A 22,625-nucleotide genomic window follows, 5' to 3' on the forward strand; every position below is an offset into this window, starting at 1 on the left:
CATTCCGAACCCGGAAGCTAAGCCTCACAGCGCCGATGGTACTGCAGGGGGGACCCTGTGGGAGAGTAGGACGCCGCCGAACAAATTTTGAGAAAACCCCCGCACCGGGAACGGTGCGGGGGTTTTCTGCGTTTCAGGGCCCCCGAAGGGCGGGGGAGCCCGGGCCGGTCAGAGCCGGCCCGCCGCCTTCAGAGCCAGATACGCGTCCGCCAGAGTCGGCGCCAGATCCTCCGGAGTCGCGTCCACGACCGTCACTCCATGACGACGGAGCTGCTCGGCCGTGCGCTGACGCTCACTCTGTGCCTGAGCCGCTGCCGCCGCCTCGTAGACCGCCTCTGCGTTTCCGCGGGCCTCAGCCATACGTGCGATGTGCGGGTCAGCCACCGAGGCGACCAGAAGAGTGTGTCGTTGAGCGAGCTGCGGAAGTACGGGGAGCAGCCCCTGTTCCACCGGGGCCGCGTCGAGGGTCGTGAGCAGCACGATCAGCGAACGGCGAGGTGCCGTACGCAGGGCGGCCGCGGTTAGCCCGCGGGCGTCGGTCTCGACGAGTTCCGGTTCCAACGCGGCCATCGCGTTCACCAGGCCTGGCAGTACGTCTCCTGCCGAGCGGCCCTGGACCAGGGCACGTACCCGACGGTCGTACGCCAGGAGTGCCACGCGGTCGCCGGCTCGGGAGGCGAGTGCGGCAAGGAGGAGCGCTGCGTCCATGGAGGCGTCGAGACGTGGTGCGTCACCCACGCGGCCGGCGGAGGTACGGCCGGTGTCCAGGACCAGGAGGATGTGTCGGTCCCGCTCGGGGCGCCAGGTGCGCACGGCCACGGAGGACTGGCGGGCGGTGGCTCGCCAGTCGATCGAGCGGGTGTCGTCGCCGGGGACGTACTCGCGCAGGCTGTCGAACTCCGTTCCCTCGCCGCGGGTCAGCACGCTGGTGCGGCCGTCGAGTTCACGCAATCGGGCGAGTTTCGACGGAAGATGCTTGCGGCTGGTGAACGGGGGCAGGACCCGTACTGACCAGGGCAGCTTGTGGGCGCCTTGACGGGAGAACAGGCCGAGGGGGCCGTAGGAGCGGATCGTCACGCGGTCGGCCTGGCGATCGCCGCGGCGGGTGGGACGGAGCCTGGTCGTCACGCGTCTGCGTTCGCCCGGAGGAACGGTCAGACGGTGACGGGAGGCTTCGATCTCGGTGCCGGGCTGCCAGCTGCTCGGTGGCCAGGCGTCCCGCAGCTGTGCCCGCAGGGTGCGGCGGGACGGGTTGCTGATCGTGAGCGTGACGTCGGCGGTTTCGCCCAGGCGCGTGGAAGTGTCGCCGGACCGGGACAGGACGAGGCGTCGTACGGGGGTGGCGAGGGCGTAGTCGCAGGCGCAGGCGAGGGCCAGCGGGCCGTTGACCGCGAGGATGCCCGACCAGCCGGGTTCGAGGATGCCGACGGGGATCGAGCCGAGGGCCGCGAGGAGGGCGGCGCGTCCGGTGAGCGCCATCAGCGGGGCACCGGGACGTGGGCGAGGATGGCGTTGATGACGGAGTCCGCTGTCACGCCTTCCATCTCCGCCTCGGGGCGCAGCTGGATCCGGTGTCGCAGGGTGGGCAGGGCGAGGGCCTTCACGTCGTCGGGGATGACGTAGTCGCGGCCGGTCAGCCATGCCCAGGCACGGGCGGTGGCCAGGAGGGCGGTGGCTCCGCGGGGGGAGACGCCGAGGGTGAGGGAGGGCGACTCGCGGGTGGCGCGGCAGATGTCGACGACGTAGGCGGTGATCTCGGGGGACACGGCTGTCTTGGCGACGGAGGCGCGGGCCGCTTCCAGGTCGGCGGGGCCTGCGACGGGGCGTACGCCGGCGGCGCGCAGGTCGCGCGGGTTGAAGCCGGAGGCGTGGCGGGTGAGGACGTCGATCTCGTCCTGCCGGGAGGGCAGAGGGATCGTCAGTTTGAGCAGGAAACGGTCCAGTTGGGCTTCGGGGAGGGGATAGGTGCCCTCGTACTCGACCGGATTCTGTGTCGCGGCGACCAGGAAGGGCTCGGGGAGCAGGCGTGGGGTGCCGTCGACTGTGACCTGGCGTTCCTCCATGGCTTCGAGGAGGGCGGACTGGGTCTTGGGCGGGGTGCGGTTGATCTCGTCCGCGAGGAGGAGGTTGGTGAATACCGGTCCGGGCTGGAAGGAGAACTCCGCGCTGCGGGTGTCGTAGACGAGGGAGCCCGTGACGTCGCTCGGCATCAGGTCCGGGGTGAACTGGACGCGCTTGGTGTCCAGTTCGAGTGCGGACGCGAGGGTACGGACGAGCAACGTTTTGGCGACTCCGGGGACTCCTTCTAGTAGTACGTGTCCGCGGCAGAGGAGGGCGACGACGAGGCCGGTCACGGCGGGGTCCTGGCCGACCACGGCTTTGGCGATCTCGGCGCGCAGGGCTTCCAGGGAGGCGCGGGCGGCGCCCGCGTCACCGGTGGTCCCGGCGTTGTCAGTGGTCGGGTCCATCATGAACGGCGTACCTCTCTTTCGAGGGCGTCGAGTTGGTCGGTCAGTGCGATGAGGGCCGCGTCGTCGCCGGGCGGCGGTCCGAAGAGGAGGGAGTGCAGGTCCTGTCCGTCCCGTGCGAGGTGAGAGGACAGGGCGGGGAGCAGAGCCTCGGGCGTGTGCGCCTGGGGGACGGGGACGCCGACAAGAGGGGCGAGGCGGGTGCGGGTCGTGGAGCGAAGAGCGGCGGCCGCGCGGTCGCGGGCGTCGGCCTTGCGGTAGAGGCGGGCGCGGCCTTCGGCGGTCTCGGAGGCGCGGATCGCCACGGGGAGTCTTTCGGGCACGAGCGGGCCGAAGCGGCGCGCCCGCCAGAAGGCGGCGAGGACCGCTGCGATGAACAGCTGCAGGGTGCCCCAGAGCCAGCCCGAGGGGAGCAGGTCGAGGAAGTTCTTCTGGTCGCCGTTGCCGGTGGCCGAGGTGTCGGACAGCGAGGGGAGGTACCAGACCAGATGGGGGCGGGAGCCGAGGAGTTGGAGGGCGAGGGAGGCGTTGCCCTGCTCGTCGAGGCGGTCGTTATAGAGGATGTCGGGCGCGCCGAGTACGACGGTGTCACCGCCCCCGGATGTCTCGGGGATGCGCAGCAGGGTGGCGAGTCGCTCGCTGGGGTAGCAGGCGTCCGCGCCGAGGTGGGTGGTGGTGTAGCGGATGCCGCCGGTGTCGGCGCTGCCCGCGCGCCGGGCTTCGGGCAGGGCGCAGTCGGGGGCGAGTGTGGTGCCGGTGCTGGTGGCGGGGTCCGCGGTGACCCCGGGGGCGAGTCGCTCGACGGAGGAGCTGCCGGCGGCGACGAGGACGGTGCGCCCGCCGGAGGTTGCGATGGCCTTGTGCAGCTGGTTCTGTTGACGGCTCGTCAGCAGGTCGGGCACGGCGACCAGAAGGGTGGTGCCGGGCCCGGCGGCGGCGCGTGCCGCGTCGAGCGTGGTGACGACGCGCGTGGAGACGCCCCGGTCGGCGAGGAGTTGGGCGACGGCGCGGCTGCCGTAGGGGTCGGCGGAGCGTGGGTCCAGTTCGCCGTGCCGGGCGGTGGAGCGTACGGCGGCCATGGCGACGGCCGCCGCCAGGATCAGTACGGCGGCGAGCGCGATGCCCCGGGCGCGGGTCCACACCTGGCGGGCGGTGGGCGCGGTGGAGGTCGTCGGCAGCGTGGCCTCGGCGGTCACTGGGCGGCCCCCTGGCGGGTATTGCGTGCCGTGCTGCTGGTGCTGGTGCTGGTGCTGGTGCTGGTGCTGGTGCTGCTGTGGGCTAGGGCGGGCCTGGTCCGTTCCAGGTCGCGGTCGAGTCCGGCGATGCGATCGTACGACTGCTCGGTCGCACTGCGTCCGCCGTATGTGACGTCGTCGAACTCGCGGGCCGCGGCCCGCAGTCGGTCGGTGTGTGCGGGCAGGGCCCGGCCGGCGTCGGCGGCCGCCTCGTCGGCGGTGCGGCCGGGGCGGAGGTCGAGCAGGGTCCGCTCCTCCAGAGAGCGGACGATGGCCCGCATGCGTTCCTGCACGGCCTGGTTCCAGTGGCCCTGGGCCGCGTGTGCCTCGGAAGCCGCCCTGTGTTCGGCGGCGCTGCGGGGGCGGTCGTCGAACAGGGCGATGGCGGAGGAGGGCTGTCGGCGCGGGGTCCCGAGGCGCCACCACAGGGCGGCCAGGACGGCGACGATGAACAGGACCACGACGATCAGGCCGACCGTGCCGCCGGGGGTCGCCGAGGCGGCCGAGTTGAGCAGCCGGTCGAGCCAGTCCCAGAGCGCCTTCAGCGCGCGCTGGAACAGCCCGGGGTCGTTCTCGTGGTACATCCGCTTGGACAGCTCGCGGCGAGCCGCCTCCCGCGCGGGGTCACGCGGGATGGTCACCGGTGGCTCGCTTTCGGAGCCGCCTGTCGCACGGGCGGCTGTGTCCGCCGTGCGCAGCAGGCTTCGTACGACCGTGCCGCCGGTGCCCGACGGGACCGCTGCCGCGAGCACTCCCCCCGTGAGACTCACCGCGTCAGCTCCCTGGGACGGCACCGGCGGCGCCGGTGCCGGCGCCCTGGACACTGGCGGCGCGGGCCAGCTCGAGGTCGAGGGCTTCGCGGCGGATGCGCTGGTCGATGTAGAGGAGCACGGTGACGCCCGCGCTGATCGGCAGAGTGAGCGCGGTGCCCACCAGGGCGCCGATTCCCTGGATGATCAGGGTCGTCCAGCCGACGTGCCCGCCGCTGGTGCCGAGCAGGTTGTTCATGCCGTCGCCGCTCACGGCGGCCCCGATGACGGCGAAGGGGATGCTGACGAGCGCCTCGACGATCCTGACGATGAGGCCGGTGAGCAGCAGGATGCCGAAAGTGCGCCACCAGGAACCGCGCACCAGCTTTGCGGAGCGGCTCATGGCCTTGACGATGGTCTGCCGTTCGAGCATCAGGGCGGGCGTCGACAGGCAGAAGCGGATCACCAGCCAGGCCGAGACCACGGCGGCGCCGAGGACGCCCAGGGCCAGCAACGCGGCCCCTCCGATGCTGTCGCCGCCGACGACCCGGACGAGAATGCCGGGCAACGCACCGACGGCGACCACGCCGACGACGATCAGAGCCAGCAGGATGAGCAGGCCGAACAGCTTCGGAAGCTGCGGGCGTGCGTCTCGCCAGGCCTCGCCGATGCTGACCGGCCGACCGAGAACGGCGCGGCTGGTGATGGTCGTGAGCAGGGCGGTGGCGATGATCACGGCGATGCCGGAGATCGATGTGACGATGCCGGTGCCGAGCATGAGGTCCGGCATGGCACGGAACACGTCGTCCGGGTTGGCGTCGGGATTGTTGACCTGTACCTGTGCGAGAGCGTCGTTCAGGACGAAGCCCTGCACGAGGACGAGGGTGGTTGCCGTGAACAGGGCGACGACCAGCGAGATGCCGAGCACCGATCGCCAGTACGTGCGCATGGTGGAGACGGCGCCGTCGAGGATCTCGCCGACGCCGAGCGGGCGCAGCGGGATGACGCCGGGCTTGGCCGCGGGCGGGGGACCGCCCCAGCCGCTGCCCCAGGCTCCGTAGCCGCCGGGGGCGCCGGGGGCGCCGTAGCCCGGGGTCGGACCTCCGTGGCCGCCGGGCGGTTGGTGGCCCCAGCCCGGGCCGGGCGGCGGGGGCGGCGGGGCCTGGTTCGGGCTGGGGGCACCGGTGGGCGCGGACCACTGGCCGGGTGGCGGCTGCTCCTTGGACCATTTCACGCCCGGGCGCTGTGCGTTCGCGTCCGGCTGCGGTGCGGACGCGCTGTCGCCGGGGCGGTCGGCAGGCTCGGCGGGACCCGACGCGCCGGGTTCCCGCCCCTCGTTCGACGGGGCGGATCCGGGCGAGGCCCAGCCCGGAGAGTCTGTCATCGGAGCTCCTTCTCGGTGCCCTTCCGCGGTCGCGGCGGCAGGTTGGCAGCCATCGTGTCATGGGGTGGTCACCGGGGGACCGGCCGCGGTGGGGGCTGGATACCTTCAATTGTCCGCCGGATCCGGGGCAGACTGACGGCATGGCTGATCAGCAGGCGCAAATCGACGGGAACAAGCGGCCGACCGAGATACCTGCGATCCGATGGAAGGAACCGCCCGAAGGCCCTGTGCTGGTGCTTCTCGACCAGACGCGGCTGCCGGCCGAGGAGGTCGAGCTGGTGTGCACGGACGCGCCGGCGCTGGTGGAGGCGATCCATTCGCTCGCCGTGCGCGGGGCGCCGCTGCTCGGGATCGCGGGGGCGTACGGTGTCGCGCTCGCCGCCGCGCGCGGCTTCGACGTGGCGGAGGCGGCACGAGCGCTGGAGGGCGCCCGGCCCACCGCGGTGAACCTGTCCGTCGGCGTGCGCCGGGCCGAGGCCGCGCATCGGGCCGCGCTGGCGAAGACCGGCGATCCCACCGAGGCGGCCGCGGCGGCTCTGGCCGCGGCACGGGCGCTGCACCGGGAGGACGCCGAGGCCAGCGCCCGGATGGCGGCCCATGGTCTGGCGCTCCTGGACGAGCTGCTGCCCGGTGGCGGGCACCGGGTCCTGACCCACTGCAACTCCGGTTCGCTGGTGTCCGGCGGTGAGGGTACGGCCTTCGCGGTGGCCCTCGCGGCGCACCGAGAGGGGCGGCTGCGGCGGCTGTGGGTGGACGAAACGCGTCCGTTGCTGCAAGGCGCTCGCCTGACGGCATACGAAGCGGCTCGCAGCGGCATGGCGTACACCTTGCTCACCGACAACGCGGCGGGTTCCCTGTTCGCGGCGGGCGAGGTGGACGCGGTCCTGATCGGGGCGGACCGGATCGCGGCCGACGGCTCGGTGGCGAACAAGGTGGGGAGTTATCCGCTCGCCGTGCTGGCGCGGTACCACCATGTGCCGTTCATCGTGGTGGCGCCGGTGACGACGGTCGACCCGGACACCCCTGACGGGGCGTCCATCGAGGTCGAGCAGCGACCCGGCTTCGAGGTGACCGAGGTCACGGCACCCCAGGTGCCGGTGCCGGGGGCAGGAGGCGGGATTCCGGTGGCACCCCTGGGGACCCAGGCGTACAACCCGGCGTTCGATGTGACGCCGCCCGAGCTGGTGACGGCCATCGTCACCGAGGAGGGAGCCGTCTCACCTGTGACGGCCGAGGCTCTTGCCGAGCTGTGTGCCAGGTCAGGCCAGGTGGCGACTGGCTAATGGGCTGACATCAAGGAGCAGGGGAGGGGTTTGCCGGTTGGACGAGGCCGCGCTCGGTGTCCACGGGTGCGGCCCGACTTCACCGCTCCACGGTCTTGGCCGGCGTCTTCGGTCACGTGGTCAGGGGGACCGGGTGGATCTCGTCGGCCAGGTGCCCAGCGCGCTCGTGGATGCGCTGGACCGCTTCAGCCGAGGGGGCCTCCGAGAGGCAGTAGACCGTGCCGGACTCCGGGTCGGCCCAGGCCTTCTCGAAGTGGACGCCTTCCTCCTTCTCGATGGCCAGATCGGCTCTGTGGGCCTGCATCAGCTGGTCGGCCGTGATGCCATTCATCCCGTGGTGGACATCCATGAACTGGGGCATGGCGCCGCGCCTCCTTCCGGCTGTCGCGTCCCGGCGCGTGCCTCGCCAGGTCCGTCATGTCCATCTTGTGCCTGTACGGCGTCGATGGCGACCGGCGCCCGCGGTCAGCAGTGGAGCGACGCCGAGCCGACATCCGCGACTGACATCGACGTCGGCGGACAGGGGCAGACAGTGACGGCCCAGTACGACTAAGGTCACCGGCCAGTGACCTCGCTCACCAGCGCCTCTGTCACTGTTACGAGAATGGGATGATGTCGTTTATGAAGGGACGAGTCCTTGTCGTCGACGACGACACCGCACTGGCCGAGATGCTCGGCATCGTGCTGCGTGGTGAAGGTTTTGAGCCGTCTTTCGTAGCCGACGGCGACAAGGCGCTGGCCGCTTTCCGGGAGACCAAACCCGATCTGGTGCTGCTCGACCTGATGCTGCCCGGACGGGACGGCATCGAGGTGTGCCGGCTGATCCGGGCCGAGTCCGGGGTGCCGATCGTGATGCTCACGGCGAAGAGCGACACCGTCGATGTGGTCGTGGGCCTGGAGTCGGGCGCCGACGACTACATCGTCAAGCCGTTCAAGCCGAAGGAGCTGGTCGCCCGGATCCGTGCGCGCCTGCGCAGGTCCGAGGAGCCCGCGCCGGAGCAGCTGACCATCGGTGACCTGGTCATCGACGTGGCCGGGCACTCGGTGAAGCGGGACGGGCAGTCGATCGCGCTGACCCCGCTGGAGTTCGACCTGCTGGTCGCGCTCGCCCGCAAGCCGTGGCAGGTGTTCACGCGTGAGGTGCTGCTCGAGCAGGTGTGGGGCTACCGACACGCCGCCGACACCCGGCTGGTCAACGTGCACGTCCAGCGGCTGCGTTCCAAGGTCGAGAAGGACCCGGAGCGGCCGGAGATCGTGGTGACCGTCCGTGGCGTCGGCTACAAGGCCGGGCCGAGCTGACATGTCCGGGGACAGCGCCGCTTCGGCTCCCGGCCGGTCCGGGGGCCGTCCTGGGCGGCCTGTCGGCCGGACGGCGGGTGCACGGTTGAGGGGTCTCTTCGAGGGCGGGCTGCTCGAGGGCGGGGTCCAGGGCAGCCCGGTCCTCAGGCTGTTCCTGCGCTGGGTGCGCCGACCGCTGCTGCCGGTGATGCGGCTGTGGCGGCGCAACATCCAGCTCAGGGTCGTCGCCACGACGCTGGTGATGTCGCTGGGCGTCGTCCTGCTACTCGGTTTCGTCGTGATCGGGCAGGTGCGCAACGGCCTGCTGGACGCGAAGGTGAAGGCCTCGCAGAGCCAGGCCACGGGTGGTTTCGCGGTGGCCAAGCAGAAGGCCGACGAGGCGGCCAGCGGCGCCGCCACCGGAGCGGCCACCGGGATCGGCACCGCCGACGGCACGTCGACCACGGACGGCCGCCAGTCGCAGAACGTCATCCCGTGGATGAGCGACCTCGTGGAGTCCCTGTCCAGCGGTGGCGCGGGCGCCTTCGACGTCGTCACGCTGCCCGTCGGTGACGACAGCGGCGGCGGGCGCAGTCCGCGCGGCTCTGGGTACGTCAACCCGACCTCCAGCGTGCCCGCGGATCTGCGCGAGCGGATCAACAGCGGTACGACGGCCGCGCAGAGCTACACCCGGATCGTCTACTCCAACGGCAAGGAGCCGCAGCCGGCGCTGGTCATCGGCAAGCAGGTCAACGACCCCAACGGGCGGCCGTACGAGCTGTACTACCTCTTCCCGCTCACGCAGGAGGAGAAGTCCCTCAGCCTGGTCAAGGGCACGCTGGCGACCGCCGGGCTGTTCGTCGTCGTGCTGCTCGGCGCCATCGCCTGGCTGGTGGTGCGGCAGGTCGTCACGCCAGTGCGGATGGCGGCCGGGATCGCGGAGCGGCTGTCCGCCGGGCGGCTGCAGGAGCGGATGAAGGTCACCGGCGAGGACGATATCGCGCGCCTGGGCGAGGCCTTCAACAAGATGGCGCAGAACCTCCAGGTGAAGATCCAGCAGCTGGAGGACCTGTCGCGGATGCAGCGCCGGTTCGTCTCGGACGTCTCGCACGAGCTGCGTACGCCGCTGACGACCGTGCGCATGGCCGCCGATGTCATCCATGAGGCGCGCGAGGACTTCGACCCGGTGACCGCGCGCTCGGCCGAGCTGCTCGCCGACCAGCTGGACCGGTTCGAGTCGCTGCTCGCCGACCTGCTGGAGATCAGCCGCTTCGACGCGGGCGCGGCGGCACTGGAGGCCGAGGCGATAGACCTCAGGGAGGTCGTCCGGCGCGTGGTCAGCGGCGCGGAGCCGCTCGCGGAGCGCAAGGGCACGCACATACGCGTGATCGGTGATCAGCAGCCCGTCGTCGCCGAGGCCGACGCCCGGCGCGTGGAGCGCGTGCTGCGCAACCTCGTCGTCAACGCCGTCGAGCACGGCGAGGGCAAGGACGTCGTCGTCAAGCTCGCCGCGGCGGGCGGCGCGGTCGCCGTCGCGGTGCGCGACTACGGCGTGGGACTCAAGCCGGGCGAGGCGACCCGTGTCTTCAGCCGCTTCTGGCGGGCGGACCCGGCACGCGCGCGTACCACCGGCGGTACGGGCCTCGGGCTGTCGATCGCCCTGGAGGACGCGCGGCTGCACGGCGGCTGGCTGCAGGCCTGGGGTGAGCCGGGCGGCGGCTCCCAGTTCCGCCTGACGCTGCCCAGGACCGCGGACGAGCCGCTACGGGGCTCGCCGATACCGCTGGAGCCCAAGGACTCGCGCCGCAACCGCGGCCTGGACGAGGCCGGTCTGCCCGGCGGGGCCGAGGAGAAGCGGGCGACCGTTCCCGTGCAGCAGGGCGGCGCCCAGGCGCCCGCGCTGCCGACGCGCGCCCCGATCGCGCCGCGGCTGTCCGGCATCGCACCTGCCGCCGACCCGGCCGCACTGCCCGGCAACGGCAACGGTGCGCGCGTGGTGCCCCGGCCCACCGGTGGCGCCCGGCGCCCGGACGAGGGGGCCGCTACGGACCCGGCGCCCGACGCGGGCGGGGCCCGGCCGGACACGTCCGGGGCGCAAGACTCGACGGAGCCAGGGGAGGCATTTCGTGGGCGCTGACCGCAAGGGGGGCGCCCGGCCCAGGCCTGGACGCGCGGTGGCGTACGCCGCCTTGGGGGCCGTACTGCTGGCCGGGTGCGCCTCGATGCCCGACAGCGGGGACCTGAAGAACGTGGAGTCCACGCCGCGACAGGACACCGGGGTGCGGGTGTTCGCCATGCCGCCGGCCGAGGGCGCCGGGCCCGCCGAGATCATGCAGGGCTTCCTGGAGGCGCTGACCAGCGACGACCCGGGGTACGACACGGCCCGCAAGTACCTGACGTCCGACGCGGCGCGTACCTGGCGGCCGGAGCAGTCGACCACGGTCCTCGCGGGCGGGCCGAGCATCGAGCCCGGTTGCCGGGCGGGCGGCAGCCCGGACCTGCCCAGCAGCATCACCTGCGTCCTGGCCGGCAGCCGGGTCGCGACCGTGGACGGGCAGCAGGCGTACCAGCCGGCCGACGGCTCCTACCGCAAGAAGGTGCGCCTCACGCGCAGCCCGAAGGACGGGCAGTGGCGCATCGACGAACTGCCCGACGGTGTCGTCATGGGCAAGTCGGACTTCCAGCGCAACTACACGTCCGTCGACAAGTACTACTTCGCCTCCGACACGACGGTCGGGGCGACGGGGCAGCCGGTGGCGGTCGCCGATCCGGTGTTCGTGCGCAGCAAGGTGGACCCGATGACGCAGATGGTCCGCTCGCTGCTGAGCGGGCCCAGCCGCTGGCTCGGTCCGGTCGTGAGGTCCAGCTTCCCGACCGGCACGGCCCTGCAGAAGGACGCGTCGGGCCTGGCACCGGACGACCAGAACAAGCTGACCGTGCCGCTGAACCTGAAGGAGTCCCAGGTCACGGCGGTCAAGTGCACCGAAATGGCGACGCAGGTGCTGTTCACGCTGCGGAACCTGGCGCCGACGCTGGAGTCCGTCGAACTGCAGGGCGCGGGCGGCCACCGACTGTGCGACCTGAGCGAGGAGCGCGCCGAGTCGGCCGCCTGGCACGGGTCGGCCAAGACCCCCGACAACCTGTACTACCTCGACGGCAAGCACCGCCTGGTGCGGATGCCGACGGGGAGTACCACCACCAGCGCCCTTCCGGTGCCGGGGCCGCTGGGCGAGGGCGCCAAGGCGCTCGAGTCGGTGGCGGTGTCACGGGACGAGCACAACGCGGCCGGGGTCGGCGACCAGGGCAGATCGCTGTACGTGACGTCGCTGACGTCGGGCGCCTCGGTCGGGGGCGCGCTGGTGACCAGCCAGGGCGTGACCCCGGCCGACCGGCTGACGACACCGAGCTGGGACGCCCGCGGCGACCTGTGGGTGGCCGATCGGGACCCGCGCCGTCCGGGGCTGTACGTCCTGCAGCAGGGCGCTGCCAAACCGGAGCAGGTCGCGGTGCCGGAGCTGTCCAGCCACATCACGGACGCGCGGGTGGCGGCCGACGGCGTGCGGATCGCGCTGGTCGTGGAGAAGGACGGCAAGCAGTCCCTGCTCATCGGCCGTATCCAGCGTGACAACGGGACCGGGCAGGGGACTTCGGTGGTCGAACTGCGGTCGGCTGCGCCCGACTTGGAGCAGGTCAGCGCCCTGTCGTGGGCCGGGGACAGCAGGCTGCTGGTCGTCGGCCGGGAGCAGGGCGGCGTGCTGCAGATGCGCTACGTCCAGGTCGACGGCTCCGCGCTCGACGGTCCGGCGCCGGGCGGGCTTCCCGGCGTCAAGGCGATCGCCGCGTCCGAGGACGAGCGGGTACCGCTGGTGGCCTACTCCTCGGACGACGGGATCGTACGGCTGCCGTCCGGGGCGCAGTGGCAGAAGGTGGACAAGGACGGGACGGCACCGGTCTATCCGGGCTGAGCGTCGTGTCGCGCACCGCCCCTGCCCTCGTGTGAGCGACGGGCGGGGGGTGTGCGGTCTCCCCGGGCTGGTCCACGGAGTTTGTCCACAGAGGCTTGTCCACAAGGGGTTTTCCACAGGGGTGGCCGAGTCGCTCCGGCGTTGGCACAGTGGTGCACATGCGGGGGTGGTGGCGGGACCTCACCGACCTGGTGCTGCCGACCGACTGCGCGGGCTGCGGAGCACCTCGTACGGTGCTCTGCCCGCGATGCCGGGCCGCGCTGCACGGACGTGCGCCGCGGCAGGTGCGGCCGGTGCCGGAGCCTGCCGGGCTGCCGGTGGTCCACGCGGCCGCTCCGTACGCGGAGGAGGTGCGCACCTTGCTTCTCGCGCACAAGGAGCGGGGTGCGCTGGCCCTCGCGGGACCGCTGGGTTCGGCTCTGGCGGGGGCCGTGCGAGCGGGCCTGGGCGAGAGCGGTGCCGGTGCCGGTCCTGCCGATGCCGGTGCCGGTTCCAGCAGCCGACGGGGTGGCGCACCCGGTTTCCGGCCCGTGCTGCTCGTCCCCGTGCCCTCCGCCCGGTGGGCCGTGCGGGCGCGCGGTCACGATCCGGTGCGGCGGATGGCCCTCGCGGCGGCGGGGGAGCTGCGGCGCACCGGGACGCCGGCCAGGGTGGCGGCCGTGCTGCGCCAGCGGCGGGGCGTGGCGGACCAGGCCGGGCTCGACGCGCGGCGGCGCCTCGCGAACCTCGCGGGCGCGCTGGAGGTGAGTGCGGGCGGTGACCGGCTACTCGGTGCCGGACACGTCGTGCTCGTCGACGACCTGATCACTACGGGCGCCAGCCTCGCGGAGGCGGCGCGAGTCGTACGGGAGGTGGCAGAAGAGCGAACCGTGGTGAGAACGGCTGTGTACGGGGCCGTAACTCGGGAAGGAAGGGATGAACGACGGATCGGGGCACGGCCGGAGAGCGGGAAGTGGGTGCATGGTGCACCGGAAAAGGCGGTGGTGAACACGCTCGGGCATGCGCTCCATGCGGCCGTGATCGCCGCTCCGTGGGATTCTTTTGAAATAAACAGGAACTGACTGCTGACTTGCATCGTTGCAGGTAGCGAGAGGCGTAATTCACCTGAACGGAGGTACGCCGGAGTAGAGGGTGACGACATCCGTCCGGGCGAGATATGTTCGGTTGTGAGGAAAGGCGCAGGCCACACCTCTCATATCGGAATGCCGTGCCACGGGTTTTCCTCATTGACCCGTGCGGGTGGGGTGGAGATCTCGCCGTCGGGGGAGGAGGAGGTGGAAGTCACCGAGTCGGAGGTCCGGTGCTCACCGGACCTGGTGCAAAAGGGAGATGCTCCGCCGCTGGAGCGGAGCGATCCGGGAACGGAGTTCTGCGTGGACATCGTCGTCAAAGGCCGCAAGACCGAGGTGCCCGAGCGGTTCCGCAAGCACGTGGCCGAGAAGCTGAACCTGGAGAAGATCCAGAAGCTCGATGGCAAGGTGATCAGCCTCGACGTCGAGGTGTCCAAGGAGCCCAACCCCCGACAGGCCGACCGCTGTGACCGAGTGGAGATCACCCTCCGCTCCCGCGGTCCGGTGATCCGGGCGGAGGCGGCGGCCAGCGACCCGTACGCGGCACTCGACCTGGCCGCGGACAAACTGGACGCCCGGCTGCGCAAGCAGCACGACAAGCGGTTCTCGCGCCGTGGCGCACGGCGGGTCTCGGCGGCCGAGGTTCCCGACCACGTCCCGGGCGCGGCCACGCTGAACGGCAACGGCCTCCCCGTCCACGAGGAAGAGGCGGACGGAGTGCCGACGAAGAAGATCGGCTCGCTGGAGATCAAGGGCGAGGGCCCCCTCGTCGTCCGCGAGAAGACCCATGTCGCCGCACCGATGAGCCTTGACCAGGCCCTCTACGAGATGGAACTGGTCGGCCACGACTTCTACTTGTTCGTCGACGCAGAGACGAAGGAACCGAGCGTCGTCTACCGGCGCCACGCCTACGACTACGGCGTGATCCACCTCAACTCGGACCCGATGGTCGCCAACGCGCAGTCCCCCGAGGCGGGGGGCACGCTCGGCGGCTGAACCCACCCGGGCGAAGTCGAGCCGGTGCCCCTGGACGCGCGTGTGCGCCCCCAGGGGCACCTGTGTGCGACCACTTCACGCCCCGGACGTCACCTCGGTGTCGCCCGGGCATGAAATCATGGCCGGACCGGCCCAACCGGTGGGCCGCTGCCTTGGGTTGGCGATGGCACAGGACCACAGGCCACAGCCTTCAGGGGGAGGAACGATGGCGGACACCTTCGGACCGATGCGGGACGAGGATGGCGACGACGGTGTCATCGGCATGGGCCCGGACGCCGGCTCCGTACGGGCGGAGCCGATCAGAGTCCTGGTCGTCGACGACCACGCCCTCTTCCGGCGCGGACTGGAGATCGTGCTCGCGGCGGAGGAGGACATCCAGGTCGTCGGCGAGGCCGGTGACGGCGCCGAGGCCGTGGACAAGGCCGCCGATCTGCTGCCCGACATCGTGCTGATGGACGTCCGCATGCCCAAGCGCGGCGGGATCGAGGCCTGTACGTCCATCAAGGAGGTCGCCCCCAGCGCCAAGATCATCATGCTGACGATCAGCGACGAGGAGGCCGACCTCTACGACGCGATCAAGGCGGGTGCGACCGGATACCTCCTCAAGGAGATCTCCACGGACGAGGTGGCGACCGCCATTCGCGCGGTGGCCGACGGGCAGTCGCAGATCAGCCCGTCCATGGCGTCGAAGCTCCTCACCGAGTTCAAGTCGATGATCCAGCGCACCGACGAGCGCCGGCTGGTGCCCGCGCCGCGGCTGACCGACCGGGAGCTGGAGGTCCTCAAGCTCGTCGCGACCGGGATGAACAACCGGGACATCGCCAAGGAGCTGTTCATCTCCGAGAACACCGTGAAGAACCATGTCCGCAACATCCTGGAGAAGCTCCAGCTGCACTCCAGGATGGAAGCCGTGGTCTACGCGATGCGGGAGAAGATCCTGGAGATCCGGTAACGGCCGGAGCGGTCCGGTCGGAGAGGGCTAGCCCAGAGTGCGGGCCAGTTCTCTCGTCAGGGGCTCGCGCAGGTCGGGGGCGTGCACCCGCTCCACGCGGACGTCCGTGCAGTTCACCCAGGTGGCCGCCTCGATCAGGGCCTGGGCGACCGCCGGTACCGCCTTCGGCCCGTCCACCGTGACCTGCTTGGCCACCAGCGTGTGCCCCTCGCGCGCCGGGTCGACCCGTCCGACCAGCCGGCCGCCCGCGAGCACCGGCATCGCGAAGTAGCCGTGGACCCGCTTAGACCTGGGCACATACGCCTCCAGGCGATGGGCGAAGCCGAAGATCCGCTCCGTGCGCGCCCGCTCCCAGATCAGCGAGTCGAACGGCGACAGCAGCGTGGTGCGGTGACGGCCGCGCGGCGGTGTCGCCAGCGCCGCCGGATCGGCCCAGGCCGCCCTGCCCCAGCCCTCGACCTCGACCGGGACCAGACCCGAGTCGGCGATCACCGCGTCGACCTGCTCGCCCTTGAGGCGGTGGTAGTCGGCGATGTCCGCGCGCGTGCCGACACCGAGGGACTCGCCGGCCAGCCGGACCAGGCGGCGCAGGCACTCGGTGTCGTCCAGCTCGTCGTGCAGCAGTGCGTCCGGGACGGCGCGCTCGGCCAGGTCGTACACCCGCTTCCAGCCGCGGCGCTCGACGCACACCACCTCGCCGTACATCAGCGCGCGCTCCACGGCGACCTTGGTGCCGGACCAGTCCCACCACTCGTTCGTCTTCTTCGCGCCGCCCAGCTCCGTGGAGGTCAGCGGGCCTTCCGCGCGCAGCTGCTTGATGACCTGGTCGTAGGCGCCCTCGGGCAGCTCGTGGTTCCAGTGCGGGCGGTCGCGGTAGGCGCGGCGGCGGAAGGCGAAGTGCGGCCACTCCTCGACGGGGAGGATGCATGCCGCGTGCGACCAGTACTCGAAGGCGTGCGGGCGGGCCGGTGACACGCCGATCGACGAAGGCTTCCAGTAGGCGGCCTCGACCGTTCTGCGGCCGACCGCGCCGAGCCGGGCGTACGGAACGAGTTCATGGGAGCGGGCGAGCACGGAGATCGTGTCGAGCTGGACCGCGCCGAGGTGGCGCAGCACCCCGCGGACACCGGCCCGCCGGTCGGGCGCGCCGAGGAAGCCCTGGGCCCGCAGGGCGATACGGCGGGCGTCGTCCGCGGTGAGGGTGGTGGTCGGGCGCGGCAGGGTCGTCATGCCCCGGACGATAGAGGGCCCCACTGACAGTCCGCGGTGACCTGCGCAAACGCTCCCGGAGGTCAGGAACGGGCGGGCAGGTAGGGCGCCGTGGACGGCAGGCCCAGGTCCGAGGGGAGCAGGGAGCCGACCCAGCAGTCCCGGCGCACCCCTTTGTTGTTGATCGCGGAGCGCAGGGTGCCCTCGATCGTGAAACCCGCGCGTTCGGCGACGGCGCGGGAGGCGTGGTTGCCGACCTCGGCACGCCATTCGACCCGGTCGACGCCGACCTCGGTGAAGATCCACCGGCAGGCCGTGAGCGTGGCCTCCGTGACGTAGCCACGGCCGCGGTGCTCCTTGGCCGCCCAGAAGCCGACCTCCGCCACGCCGAGCGAACGCATGGTGAGCCCGAGTATGCCCGCGAGTTCCCCGTCGGCGAGGAAGACGCCGAAGGTGAACATCGAGCCCTGCGCCCAGCCGTCGGGGACCAGCTGCTCGGTGAAGCCGTCGGCGTGCTCGGGCAGATACGGTGAGGGCACCGTGGTCCAGCGCTGGATGTCGGGATCCTGCGCGGCGTCGTACACCGCCTGGGTGTCGTGCGGGCCGACCGTGCGCAGGACCAGGCGGTCCGTGGTGAGGGTGACGGGCTCCATCGGCCGATTGTGCTCGCTCGACGGCCCGGCGGCCATCGTTTTTCGCTGTGTGTGAGCACGTGATCACATTTCGCGCAATTCCTCGCGCCGATGCGGCACTATCGCCGTGGCCCGTCCGTTGTCCTGGATGAAGCAGCCGTCGGGCCGCCAGGCCTCCCGGCCCAGCCTGGTCCTCGCATACGATGGCCGTTGCTCAGTAAGTCAAATGGAAACCGACCGTCCCAGGCCCGACCGGCAAGGAGACAAACCCCCGTGTCCGTCCTCTCGAAGATCATGCGTGCAGGCGAAGGCAAGATCCTGCGCAAGCTGCACCGCATCGCGGACCAGGTCAACTCCATCGAAGAGGACTTCGTCGACCTCTCCGACGCCGAGCTGCGGGCCCTCACCGAGGAGTACAAGCAGCGGTACGCCGATGGTGAGAGCCTGGACGACCTGCTCCCCGAGGCGTTCGCCACCGTCCGCGAGGCCGCCAAGCGCGCCCTCGGCCAGCGGCACTACGACGTGCAGCTGATGGGTGGCGCCGCCCTCCACCTCGGCTATGTCGCCGAGATGAAGACCGGTGAGGGCAAGACCCTCGTCGGCACGCTGCCCGCGTATCTCAACGCCCTGTCCGGCGACGGCGTCCACATCGTCACGGTCAACGACTACCTGGCCGAGCGCGACTCCGAGATGATGGGCCGCGTCCACAAGTTCCTGGGCCTGAGCGTCGGCTGCATCCTCGCCAACATGACGCCGGCCCAGCGCCGCGAGCAGTACGAGTGCGACATCACGTACGGCACGAACAACGAGTTCGGCTTCGACTACCTGCGCGACAACATGGCATGGTCCCAGGACGAGCTGGTGCAGCGCGGCCACAACTTCGCCATCGTCGACGAGGTCGACTCCATCCTGGTCGACGAGGCCCGTACGCCGCTGATCATCTCCGGCCCGGCCGACCAGGCCACCAAGTGGTACGGCGACTTCGCCAAGCTGGTCACGCGTCTGAAGAAGGGCGAGGCCGGCAACCCGCTCAAGGGCGTCGAGGAGACCGGCGACTACGACGTCGACGAGAAGAAGCGCACGGTCGCCATCCACGAGTCCGGCGTCACCAAGGTCGAGGACTGGCTGGGCATCGACAACCTCTACGAGTCGGTGAACACCCCGCTCGTGGGCTACCTGAACAACGCCATCAAGGCCAAGGAACTCTTCAAGTGCGACAAGGACTACGTCGTCATCGACGGCGAGGTCATGATCGTCGATGAGCACACCGGCCGTATCCTCGCCGGCCGCCGCTACAACGAGGGCATGCACCAGGCGATCGAGGCGAAGGAAGGGGTGGACATCAAGGACGAGAACCAGACGCTCGCCACGATCACCCTGCAGAACTTCTTCCGCCTCTACGGCAAGCTCTCCGGCATGACCGGTACGGCGATGACCGAGGCCGCCGAGTTCCACCAGATCTACAAGCTCGGTGTGGTCCCGATCCCGACCAACAAGCCGATGATCCGCAAGGACCAGTCGGACCTGATCTACCGCACCGAGGTCGCCAAGTTCGAGGCGGTCGTCGACGACATCGCGGAGAAGCACGAGAAGGGCCAGCCGATCCTCGTCGGCACGACGTCCGTCGAGAAGTCGGAGTACCTCTCGCAGCAGCTCAGCAAGCGCGGTATCCAGCACGAGGTGCTGAACGCCAAGCAGCACGAGCGCGAGGCGACGATCGTCGCCCAGGCCGGCCGCAGGGGCGCCGTGACGGTGGCCACCAACATGGCCGGCCGTGGTACGGACATCAAGCTCGGCGGCAACCCCGAGGACCTCGCCGAGGCCGAGCTGCGCCAGCACGGCCTCGACCCCGAGGAGCACATCGAGGAGTGGGCCGCGGCGCTGCCCGCCGCCCTGGAGAAGGCCGGACAGGCCGTCAAGGCCGAGAAGGAAGAGGTCGAGGACCTCGGCGGGCTGTATGTGCTGGGCACCGAGCGGCACGAGTCGCGCCGCATCGACAACCAGCTGCGCGGCCGTTCCGGCCGACAGGGCGACCCGGGCGAGTCCCGCTTCTACCTGTCGCTCGGCGACGACCTGATGCGCCTGTTCAAGGCCCAGATGGTCGAGCGCGTGATGTCCATGGCCAACGTCCCGGACGACGTGCCGATCGAGAACAAGATGGTCACGCGCGCGATCGCGTCCGCGCAGTCGCAGGTCGAGCAGCAGAACTTCGAGACCCGTAAGAACGTTCTGAAGTACGACGAGGTCCTCAACCGGCAGCGTGAGGTCATCTACGGCGAGCGCCGCCGTGTGCTGGAGGGCGAGGATCTGCACGAGCAGGTCCAGCACTTCATGGACGACACGATCGACGCGTACGTCGGTGCGGAGACCGCCGAGGGCTTCCCCGAGGACTGGGACCTGGACCGGCTGTGGGGCGCCTTCAAGCAGCTCTACCCGGTGAAGGTCACCATCGAGGAGCTGGAGGAGGCCGCCGGCGACCGGGCCGGCCTGACCGCCGAGTACATCTCCGAGTCCATCAAGGAAGACATCCACGAGCAGTACGAGGCGCGGGAGGCGCAGCTCGGCTCCGAGATCATGCGCGAGCTGGAGCGCCGGGTCGTGCTGTCGGTCCTCGACCGCAAGTGGCGTGAGCACCTCTACGAGATGGACTACCTCCAGGAGGGCATCGGCCTGCGCGCGATGGCGCAGAAGGACCCGCTGGTCGAGTACCAGCGCGAGGGCTTCGACATGTTCACCGCCATGATGGAGGGCATCAAGGAGGAGTCCGTCGGCTATCTGTTCAACCTGGAGGTCCAGGTCGAGCAGCAGGTCGAGGAGGTCCCGGTGGAGGCCGCGGAGCCGGTCGGCGAGGGCGTCCAGGAGACCGTGCCGGCGCAGGCCGGGGCGCGTCCGGAGATCCGCGCGAAGGGGCTGGACGTTCCGCAGCGGCGGGATCTGCACTTCTCGGCGCCGACCGTGGACGGCGAGGGCGGCATCGTGGAGCGCGACCTCGAGGACGACGAGCCGGTGCGGTCCGAGTCGGACGGGCTGACACGGGCTGAGCGCCGGCGCCAGGCCAAGGGCGGACGACGCCGCAAGAAGTAGCGTGCCGCCGCGGCGAGTTGGCCGTTGAGAAGGGCCGGGTTCCCGTCGGGACCCGGCCCTTCTGCCTGCGGCGGTGTTTTCAGGTGCGGGGGCCGGTTTCCACTGCCGTGCAGCGCCAGCGGAGGTCCTGGCCCAGTTCCAGGCGGAAGGCCAGGGCACGGAGTTGGTCGCCGGCGCCGATACGGGCGAAGACCTCCAGGGCGCCCTGGCTGGGGACGTAGTAGCCGATGTCGTGGACCACGGGACTGGATCCCCGGGTGCGCAGGGGCCCGTGTTCGGCGAGGCGGGCCAGGTCGTCGTAGGCGCGGCCCGCGGTGTGCCGGAGCATCCAGTGGACGGGCCGCTGACCGCTCAGGACGGCCAGCAGGCGCTCTGCGAAGAGATCGGTGGGGCGTACCGGCGGCAGGGCCGCCTCGGGCGCTGTGAGGGCCGTGCTCGCCTTCCGGGCCGCGACTTCCGGCATGTCCCGCCTGCCCCTGATCGACGGCTTCCGGGGCGGGGCGCCGCCCGGGCGTCGCGTGTCGTGGCGGGTCGGCGGACGGTGGCGCGGGCGGGGCTGCTGGGCGGTGCGGCTCATGACCTTGTTCATGGGGTCCCCGTTCGGCGGGCCCGGTCGATACCGGGCGGTAACTCACTGGTGGGGATCTTGTACGGGGGCCGGCGGCGGGGTGGCAAGGACGGCGGCGAGGCCTCGGAAGGGGCTCGGATGTTCACCTATCCGAGGGAGGCGGAGGGTGCGGATCCCCGAGATCCCCGGGGTGCGCCGGGTGAATCCGTGGCCCGGAGTGGACGGCTTCCCGGGTGTGGGTACAGACCCGAAAGGGGACCCGCGCACGTATCCTGAAGGCCCTCCGGGAGACGCGGCAGCCGGCTTTCCCGGGGCCCCAGCGGAGCCTTTGAACAGGAAAGAGCGGCCAGCATGCGCGTCTACGTCCCCCTGACCCTCCCCGGTCTCGCCGAGGCGCACAAGACGGGTGAGCTGGGGAGTGGCCCCTTCGTCGCGTACGCCGTCACGCCCGCGCTGCGCGAGTGGTATCTCTCCGAGGACATCGAGGAGCTGGAGTACGCGGCGCTCAGCCGGGCCGCGCTGGCCTCCCTGCGGCTGCTGGCGGCGGAGCCGGGCGCGGTACGGCGCCGGGTCGTGGTCGCCGTGGACGTGGCCGACGGCGCCGTGAGCGTCGACCCGGACCGCGGGCTCGACCCGTCCGCCCTCGGCGAGGTGACCGTGACGGCGACCGTGCCGCTCGCCAAGGCGGCCGCGGTGCATGTCGACGCCGATGACGCGGAGCGGGACGTGGCCGCGGCGGCGGACGCGCTGGCGGCGGCCGACGGCGGGGACGACGACGCGCAGTTCGTCGTGGACGGCGCCGACGATCACGAGCTGCTGTGGTACGCCACCCAGGAGATCCCCAACCTGATCGGGCTCGCCTGAGCCGGCCGCCTCTGGCCGCCCGGCCCGACCTGGCTGATCCGCTGGCTGATCCGACCTGACTTTGCCCCACCTGACCTGGCCTGACCTGCTCGATTCGGTCGGCGGCGGTCGATGTCAGTGGTGGCGGGTACGGTCTTTGGCATGGGGATGCACGGAAACGCGCACATCGTCTGGGACTGGAACGGCACGCTGTTCCATGACAATGACGCGATCATCGGGGCGACGAACGCGGCCTTCGCCGAGCTGGGGCTCGCGCCGCTCACGCTGGAGCAGTACCGGTCGCTGTACTGCGTGCCGGTGCCGAAGTTCTACGAGCGGCTGATCGGCAGGCTGCCGACCGACGCCGAGTGGGAGCTGATGGACGGGGTCTTCCACCGGCACTACGCCGAGTATCGGGGGCTGTGCGGGCTGACCGAGGGGGCCGCGGAGCTGCTCGTGGGGTGGCGGTCGGCGGGGCACAGCCAGTCGCTGCTGAGCATGTATGTGCACGAGGAACTGGTGCCGCTCGTGCGGGGCTTCGGGATAGAGACGCACTTTCTGCGGGTCGACGGGCGTACGGGGCCGTCCGGGGGCAGCAAGGCGGAGCACATGGTGCGGCATCTGCAGGCGCTGAGCGGGGCCGTGGAGCCTGCGCGGACCGTGGTGATCGGGGACGCGGCGGATGACGCGGTCGCGGCGCGGGAAGCGGGGGCGCGGGCCGTGCTGTACACCGGGGGTTCGCACAGCCGGGCCAGCCTGGAGGAAGCGGGGGTGCCGGTGGTGGACACGCTGGCCGAGGCGGTGGAGGAAGCGCAGCGCATAGCGGCGTAGCCGCGGGTGCGGGTGCGGGTGCCGGTGCGGGTGCCGGGTTCTGGTGGGCCGGTGCCCGCGGCCACGGGGCATCCTGGC

Annotated in this window: 19 protein-coding genes and 1 rRNA gene; 11 read left to right on the forward strand and 9 right to left on the reverse strand. The window is 71.2% G+C overall.

Annotation, left to right across the window (positions count from 1 at the left end; all coding sequences use genetic code 11):
* Window positions 1–82 (forward strand): 5S ribosomal RNA (gene rrf, locus AB0L75_RS26595); the annotation flags it as partial.
* A gap of 86 nt (window positions 83–168) precedes the next feature.
* Here rrf and AB0L75_RS26600 read toward each other — a convergent pair.
* The 5 genes from AB0L75_RS26600 to AB0L75_RS26620 form a co-directional block, all read right to left on the reverse strand.
* A complete protein-coding gene (locus AB0L75_RS26600; protein WP_365185407.1) occupies window positions 169–1,479 on the reverse strand; it encodes a DUF58 domain-containing protein in 1,311 nt (436 codons plus the stop codon).
* Window positions 1,479–2,468, reverse strand: a complete 990-nt coding sequence (locus tag AB0L75_RS26605; RefSeq protein ID WP_365185886.1) for a MoxR family ATPase — start codon at window positions 2,466–2,468, stop codon at window positions 1,479–1,481. Before AB0L75_RS26605 ends, AB0L75_RS26600 begins: the two co-directional genes overlap by 1 nt.
* On the reverse strand, window positions 2,468–3,664 hold the full coding sequence (locus tag AB0L75_RS26610; RefSeq protein ID WP_365185410.1) for a DUF4350 domain-containing protein: 1,197 nt from the start codon (window positions 3,662–3,664) through the stop codon (window positions 2,468–2,470). Before AB0L75_RS26610 ends, AB0L75_RS26605 begins: the two co-directional genes overlap by 1 nt.
* Window positions 3,661–4,404, reverse strand: a complete 744-nt coding sequence (locus tag AB0L75_RS26615) for a DUF4129 domain-containing protein (protein WP_365185889.1) — start codon at window positions 4,402–4,404, stop codon at window positions 3,661–3,663. Before AB0L75_RS26615 ends, AB0L75_RS26610 begins: the two co-directional genes overlap by 4 nt.
* Before the next feature lie 73 nt (window positions 4,405–4,477).
* Window positions 4,478–5,836: a glycerophosphoryl diester phosphodiesterase membrane domain-containing protein gene (locus tag AB0L75_RS26620; protein ID WP_365185413.1), complete on the reverse strand. Its 1,359-nt coding sequence runs from the start codon at window positions 5,834–5,836 to the stop codon at window positions 4,478–4,480.
* A gap of 140 nt (window positions 5,837–5,976) precedes the next feature.
* Between AB0L75_RS26620 and mtnA the strand changes: the two genes are divergently transcribed.
* The gene (gene mtnA, locus AB0L75_RS26625) at window positions 5,977–7,119 is read left to right on the forward strand and encodes an S-methyl-5-thioribose-1-phosphate isomerase (protein WP_365185416.1); all 1,143 of its coding nucleotides are present in this window, start codon (window positions 5,977–5,979) and stop codon (window positions 7,117–7,119) included.
* 112 nt (window positions 7,120–7,231) lie between these two features.
* On the opposite strand, the gene AB0L75_RS26630 is transcribed toward mtnA, so the two are convergent.
* On the reverse strand, window positions 7,232–7,480 hold the full coding sequence (locus AB0L75_RS26630) for an SCO4226 family nickel-binding protein (RefSeq protein WP_365185418.1): 249 nt from the start codon (window positions 7,478–7,480) through the stop codon (window positions 7,232–7,234).
* A 248-nt stretch (window positions 7,481–7,728) separates the two neighbouring features.
* Between AB0L75_RS26630 and mtrA the strand changes: the two genes are divergently transcribed.
* The 6 genes from mtrA to AB0L75_RS26660 all read left to right on the forward strand — a co-directional run bounded on the left by mtrA (window position 7,729) and on the right by AB0L75_RS26660 (window position 15,380).
* On the forward strand, window positions 7,729–8,418 hold the full coding sequence (gene mtrA / locus AB0L75_RS26635) for a two-component system response regulator MtrA (RefSeq protein ID WP_191870552.1): 690 nt from the start codon (window positions 7,729–7,731) through the stop codon (window positions 8,416–8,418).
* Window position 8,419: 1 nt separating this feature from the next.
* Window positions 8,420–10,534, forward strand: a complete 2,115-nt coding sequence (gene mtrB / locus AB0L75_RS26640) for an MtrAB system histidine kinase MtrB (protein ID WP_365185421.1) — start codon at window positions 8,420–8,422, stop codon at window positions 10,532–10,534.
* On the forward strand, window positions 10,524–12,362 hold the full coding sequence (locus tag AB0L75_RS26645; RefSeq protein ID WP_365185424.1) for an LpqB family beta-propeller domain-containing protein: 1,839 nt from the start codon (window positions 10,524–10,526) through the stop codon (window positions 12,360–12,362). The genes mtrB and AB0L75_RS26645 overlap by 11 nt, the downstream gene beginning before the upstream one ends.
* Window positions 12,363–12,520: 158 nt before the next feature.
* On the forward strand, window positions 12,521–13,423 hold the full coding sequence (locus AB0L75_RS26650) for a ComF family protein (RefSeq protein WP_365185427.1): 903 nt from the start codon (window positions 12,521–12,523) through the stop codon (window positions 13,421–13,423).
* A gap of 279 nt (window positions 13,424–13,702) precedes the next feature.
* Complete coding sequence (gene raiA, locus AB0L75_RS26655; protein ID WP_365185892.1) at window positions 13,703–14,428, forward strand: ribosome-associated translation inhibitor RaiA; 726 nt, start codon at window positions 13,703–13,705, stop codon at window positions 14,426–14,428.
* Window positions 14,429–14,633: 205 nt separating this feature from the next.
* Window positions 14,634–15,380 carry a response regulator transcription factor gene (locus AB0L75_RS26660; protein WP_023550070.1) on the forward strand — a complete coding sequence of 249 codons (747 nt, stop codon included), beginning with the start codon at window positions 14,634–14,636 and terminating at the stop codon, window positions 15,378–15,380.
* Window positions 15,381–15,407: 27 nt separating this feature from the next.
* Here AB0L75_RS26660 and AB0L75_RS26665 read toward each other — a convergent pair whose 3' ends face one another.
* Both AB0L75_RS26665 and AB0L75_RS26670 read right to left on the reverse strand, forming a co-directional pair.
* The gene (locus tag AB0L75_RS26665; protein WP_365185430.1) at window positions 15,408–16,610 is read right to left on the reverse strand and encodes a crosslink repair DNA glycosylase YcaQ family protein; all 1,203 of its coding nucleotides are present in this window, start codon (window positions 16,608–16,610) and stop codon (window positions 15,408–15,410) included.
* 62 nt (window positions 16,611–16,672) lie between these two features.
* Entirely contained in the window at window positions 16,673–17,242 is a 570-nt protein-coding gene (locus tag AB0L75_RS26670) for a GNAT family protein (protein WP_365185432.1), read from the reverse strand.
* 252 nt (window positions 17,243–17,494) lie between these two features.
* Between AB0L75_RS26670 and secA the strand changes: the two genes are divergently transcribed.
* Complete coding sequence (gene secA / locus AB0L75_RS26675) at window positions 17,495–20,305, forward strand: preprotein translocase subunit SecA (protein ID WP_365185434.1); 2,811 nt, start codon at window positions 17,495–17,497, stop codon at window positions 20,303–20,305.
* Window positions 20,306–20,384: 79 nt separating this feature from the next.
* Here the strand turns inward: secA and AB0L75_RS26680 are convergent, their stop codons facing one another.
* Window positions 20,385–20,894: an Rv3235 family protein gene (locus AB0L75_RS26680; RefSeq protein ID WP_365185437.1), complete on the reverse strand. Its 510-nt coding sequence runs from the start codon at window positions 20,892–20,894 to the stop codon at window positions 20,385–20,387.
* A gap of 330 nt (window positions 20,895–21,224) precedes the next feature.
* Here AB0L75_RS26680 and AB0L75_RS26685 point away from each other — a divergent pair, with 330 nt between their 5' ends.
* Together AB0L75_RS26685 and AB0L75_RS26690 are read left to right on the forward strand one after the other, a co-directional pair.
* The gene (locus tag AB0L75_RS26685; protein WP_365185440.1) at window positions 21,225–21,737 is read left to right on the forward strand and encodes a hypothetical protein; all 513 of its coding nucleotides are present in this window, start codon (window positions 21,225–21,227) and stop codon (window positions 21,735–21,737) included.
* A gap of 141 nt (window positions 21,738–21,878) precedes the next feature.
* Window positions 21,879–22,547: an HAD hydrolase-like protein gene (locus tag AB0L75_RS26690; protein WP_365185443.1), complete on the forward strand. Its 669-nt coding sequence runs from the start codon at window positions 21,879–21,881 to the stop codon at window positions 22,545–22,547.
* Window positions 22,548–22,625 lie beyond the last annotated feature (78 nt).

The organism is Streptomyces sp. NPDC052101, assembly GCF_040680235.1.
Classification (GTDB): Bacteria; Actinomycetota; Actinomycetes; order Streptomycetales; family Streptomycetaceae; genus Streptomyces.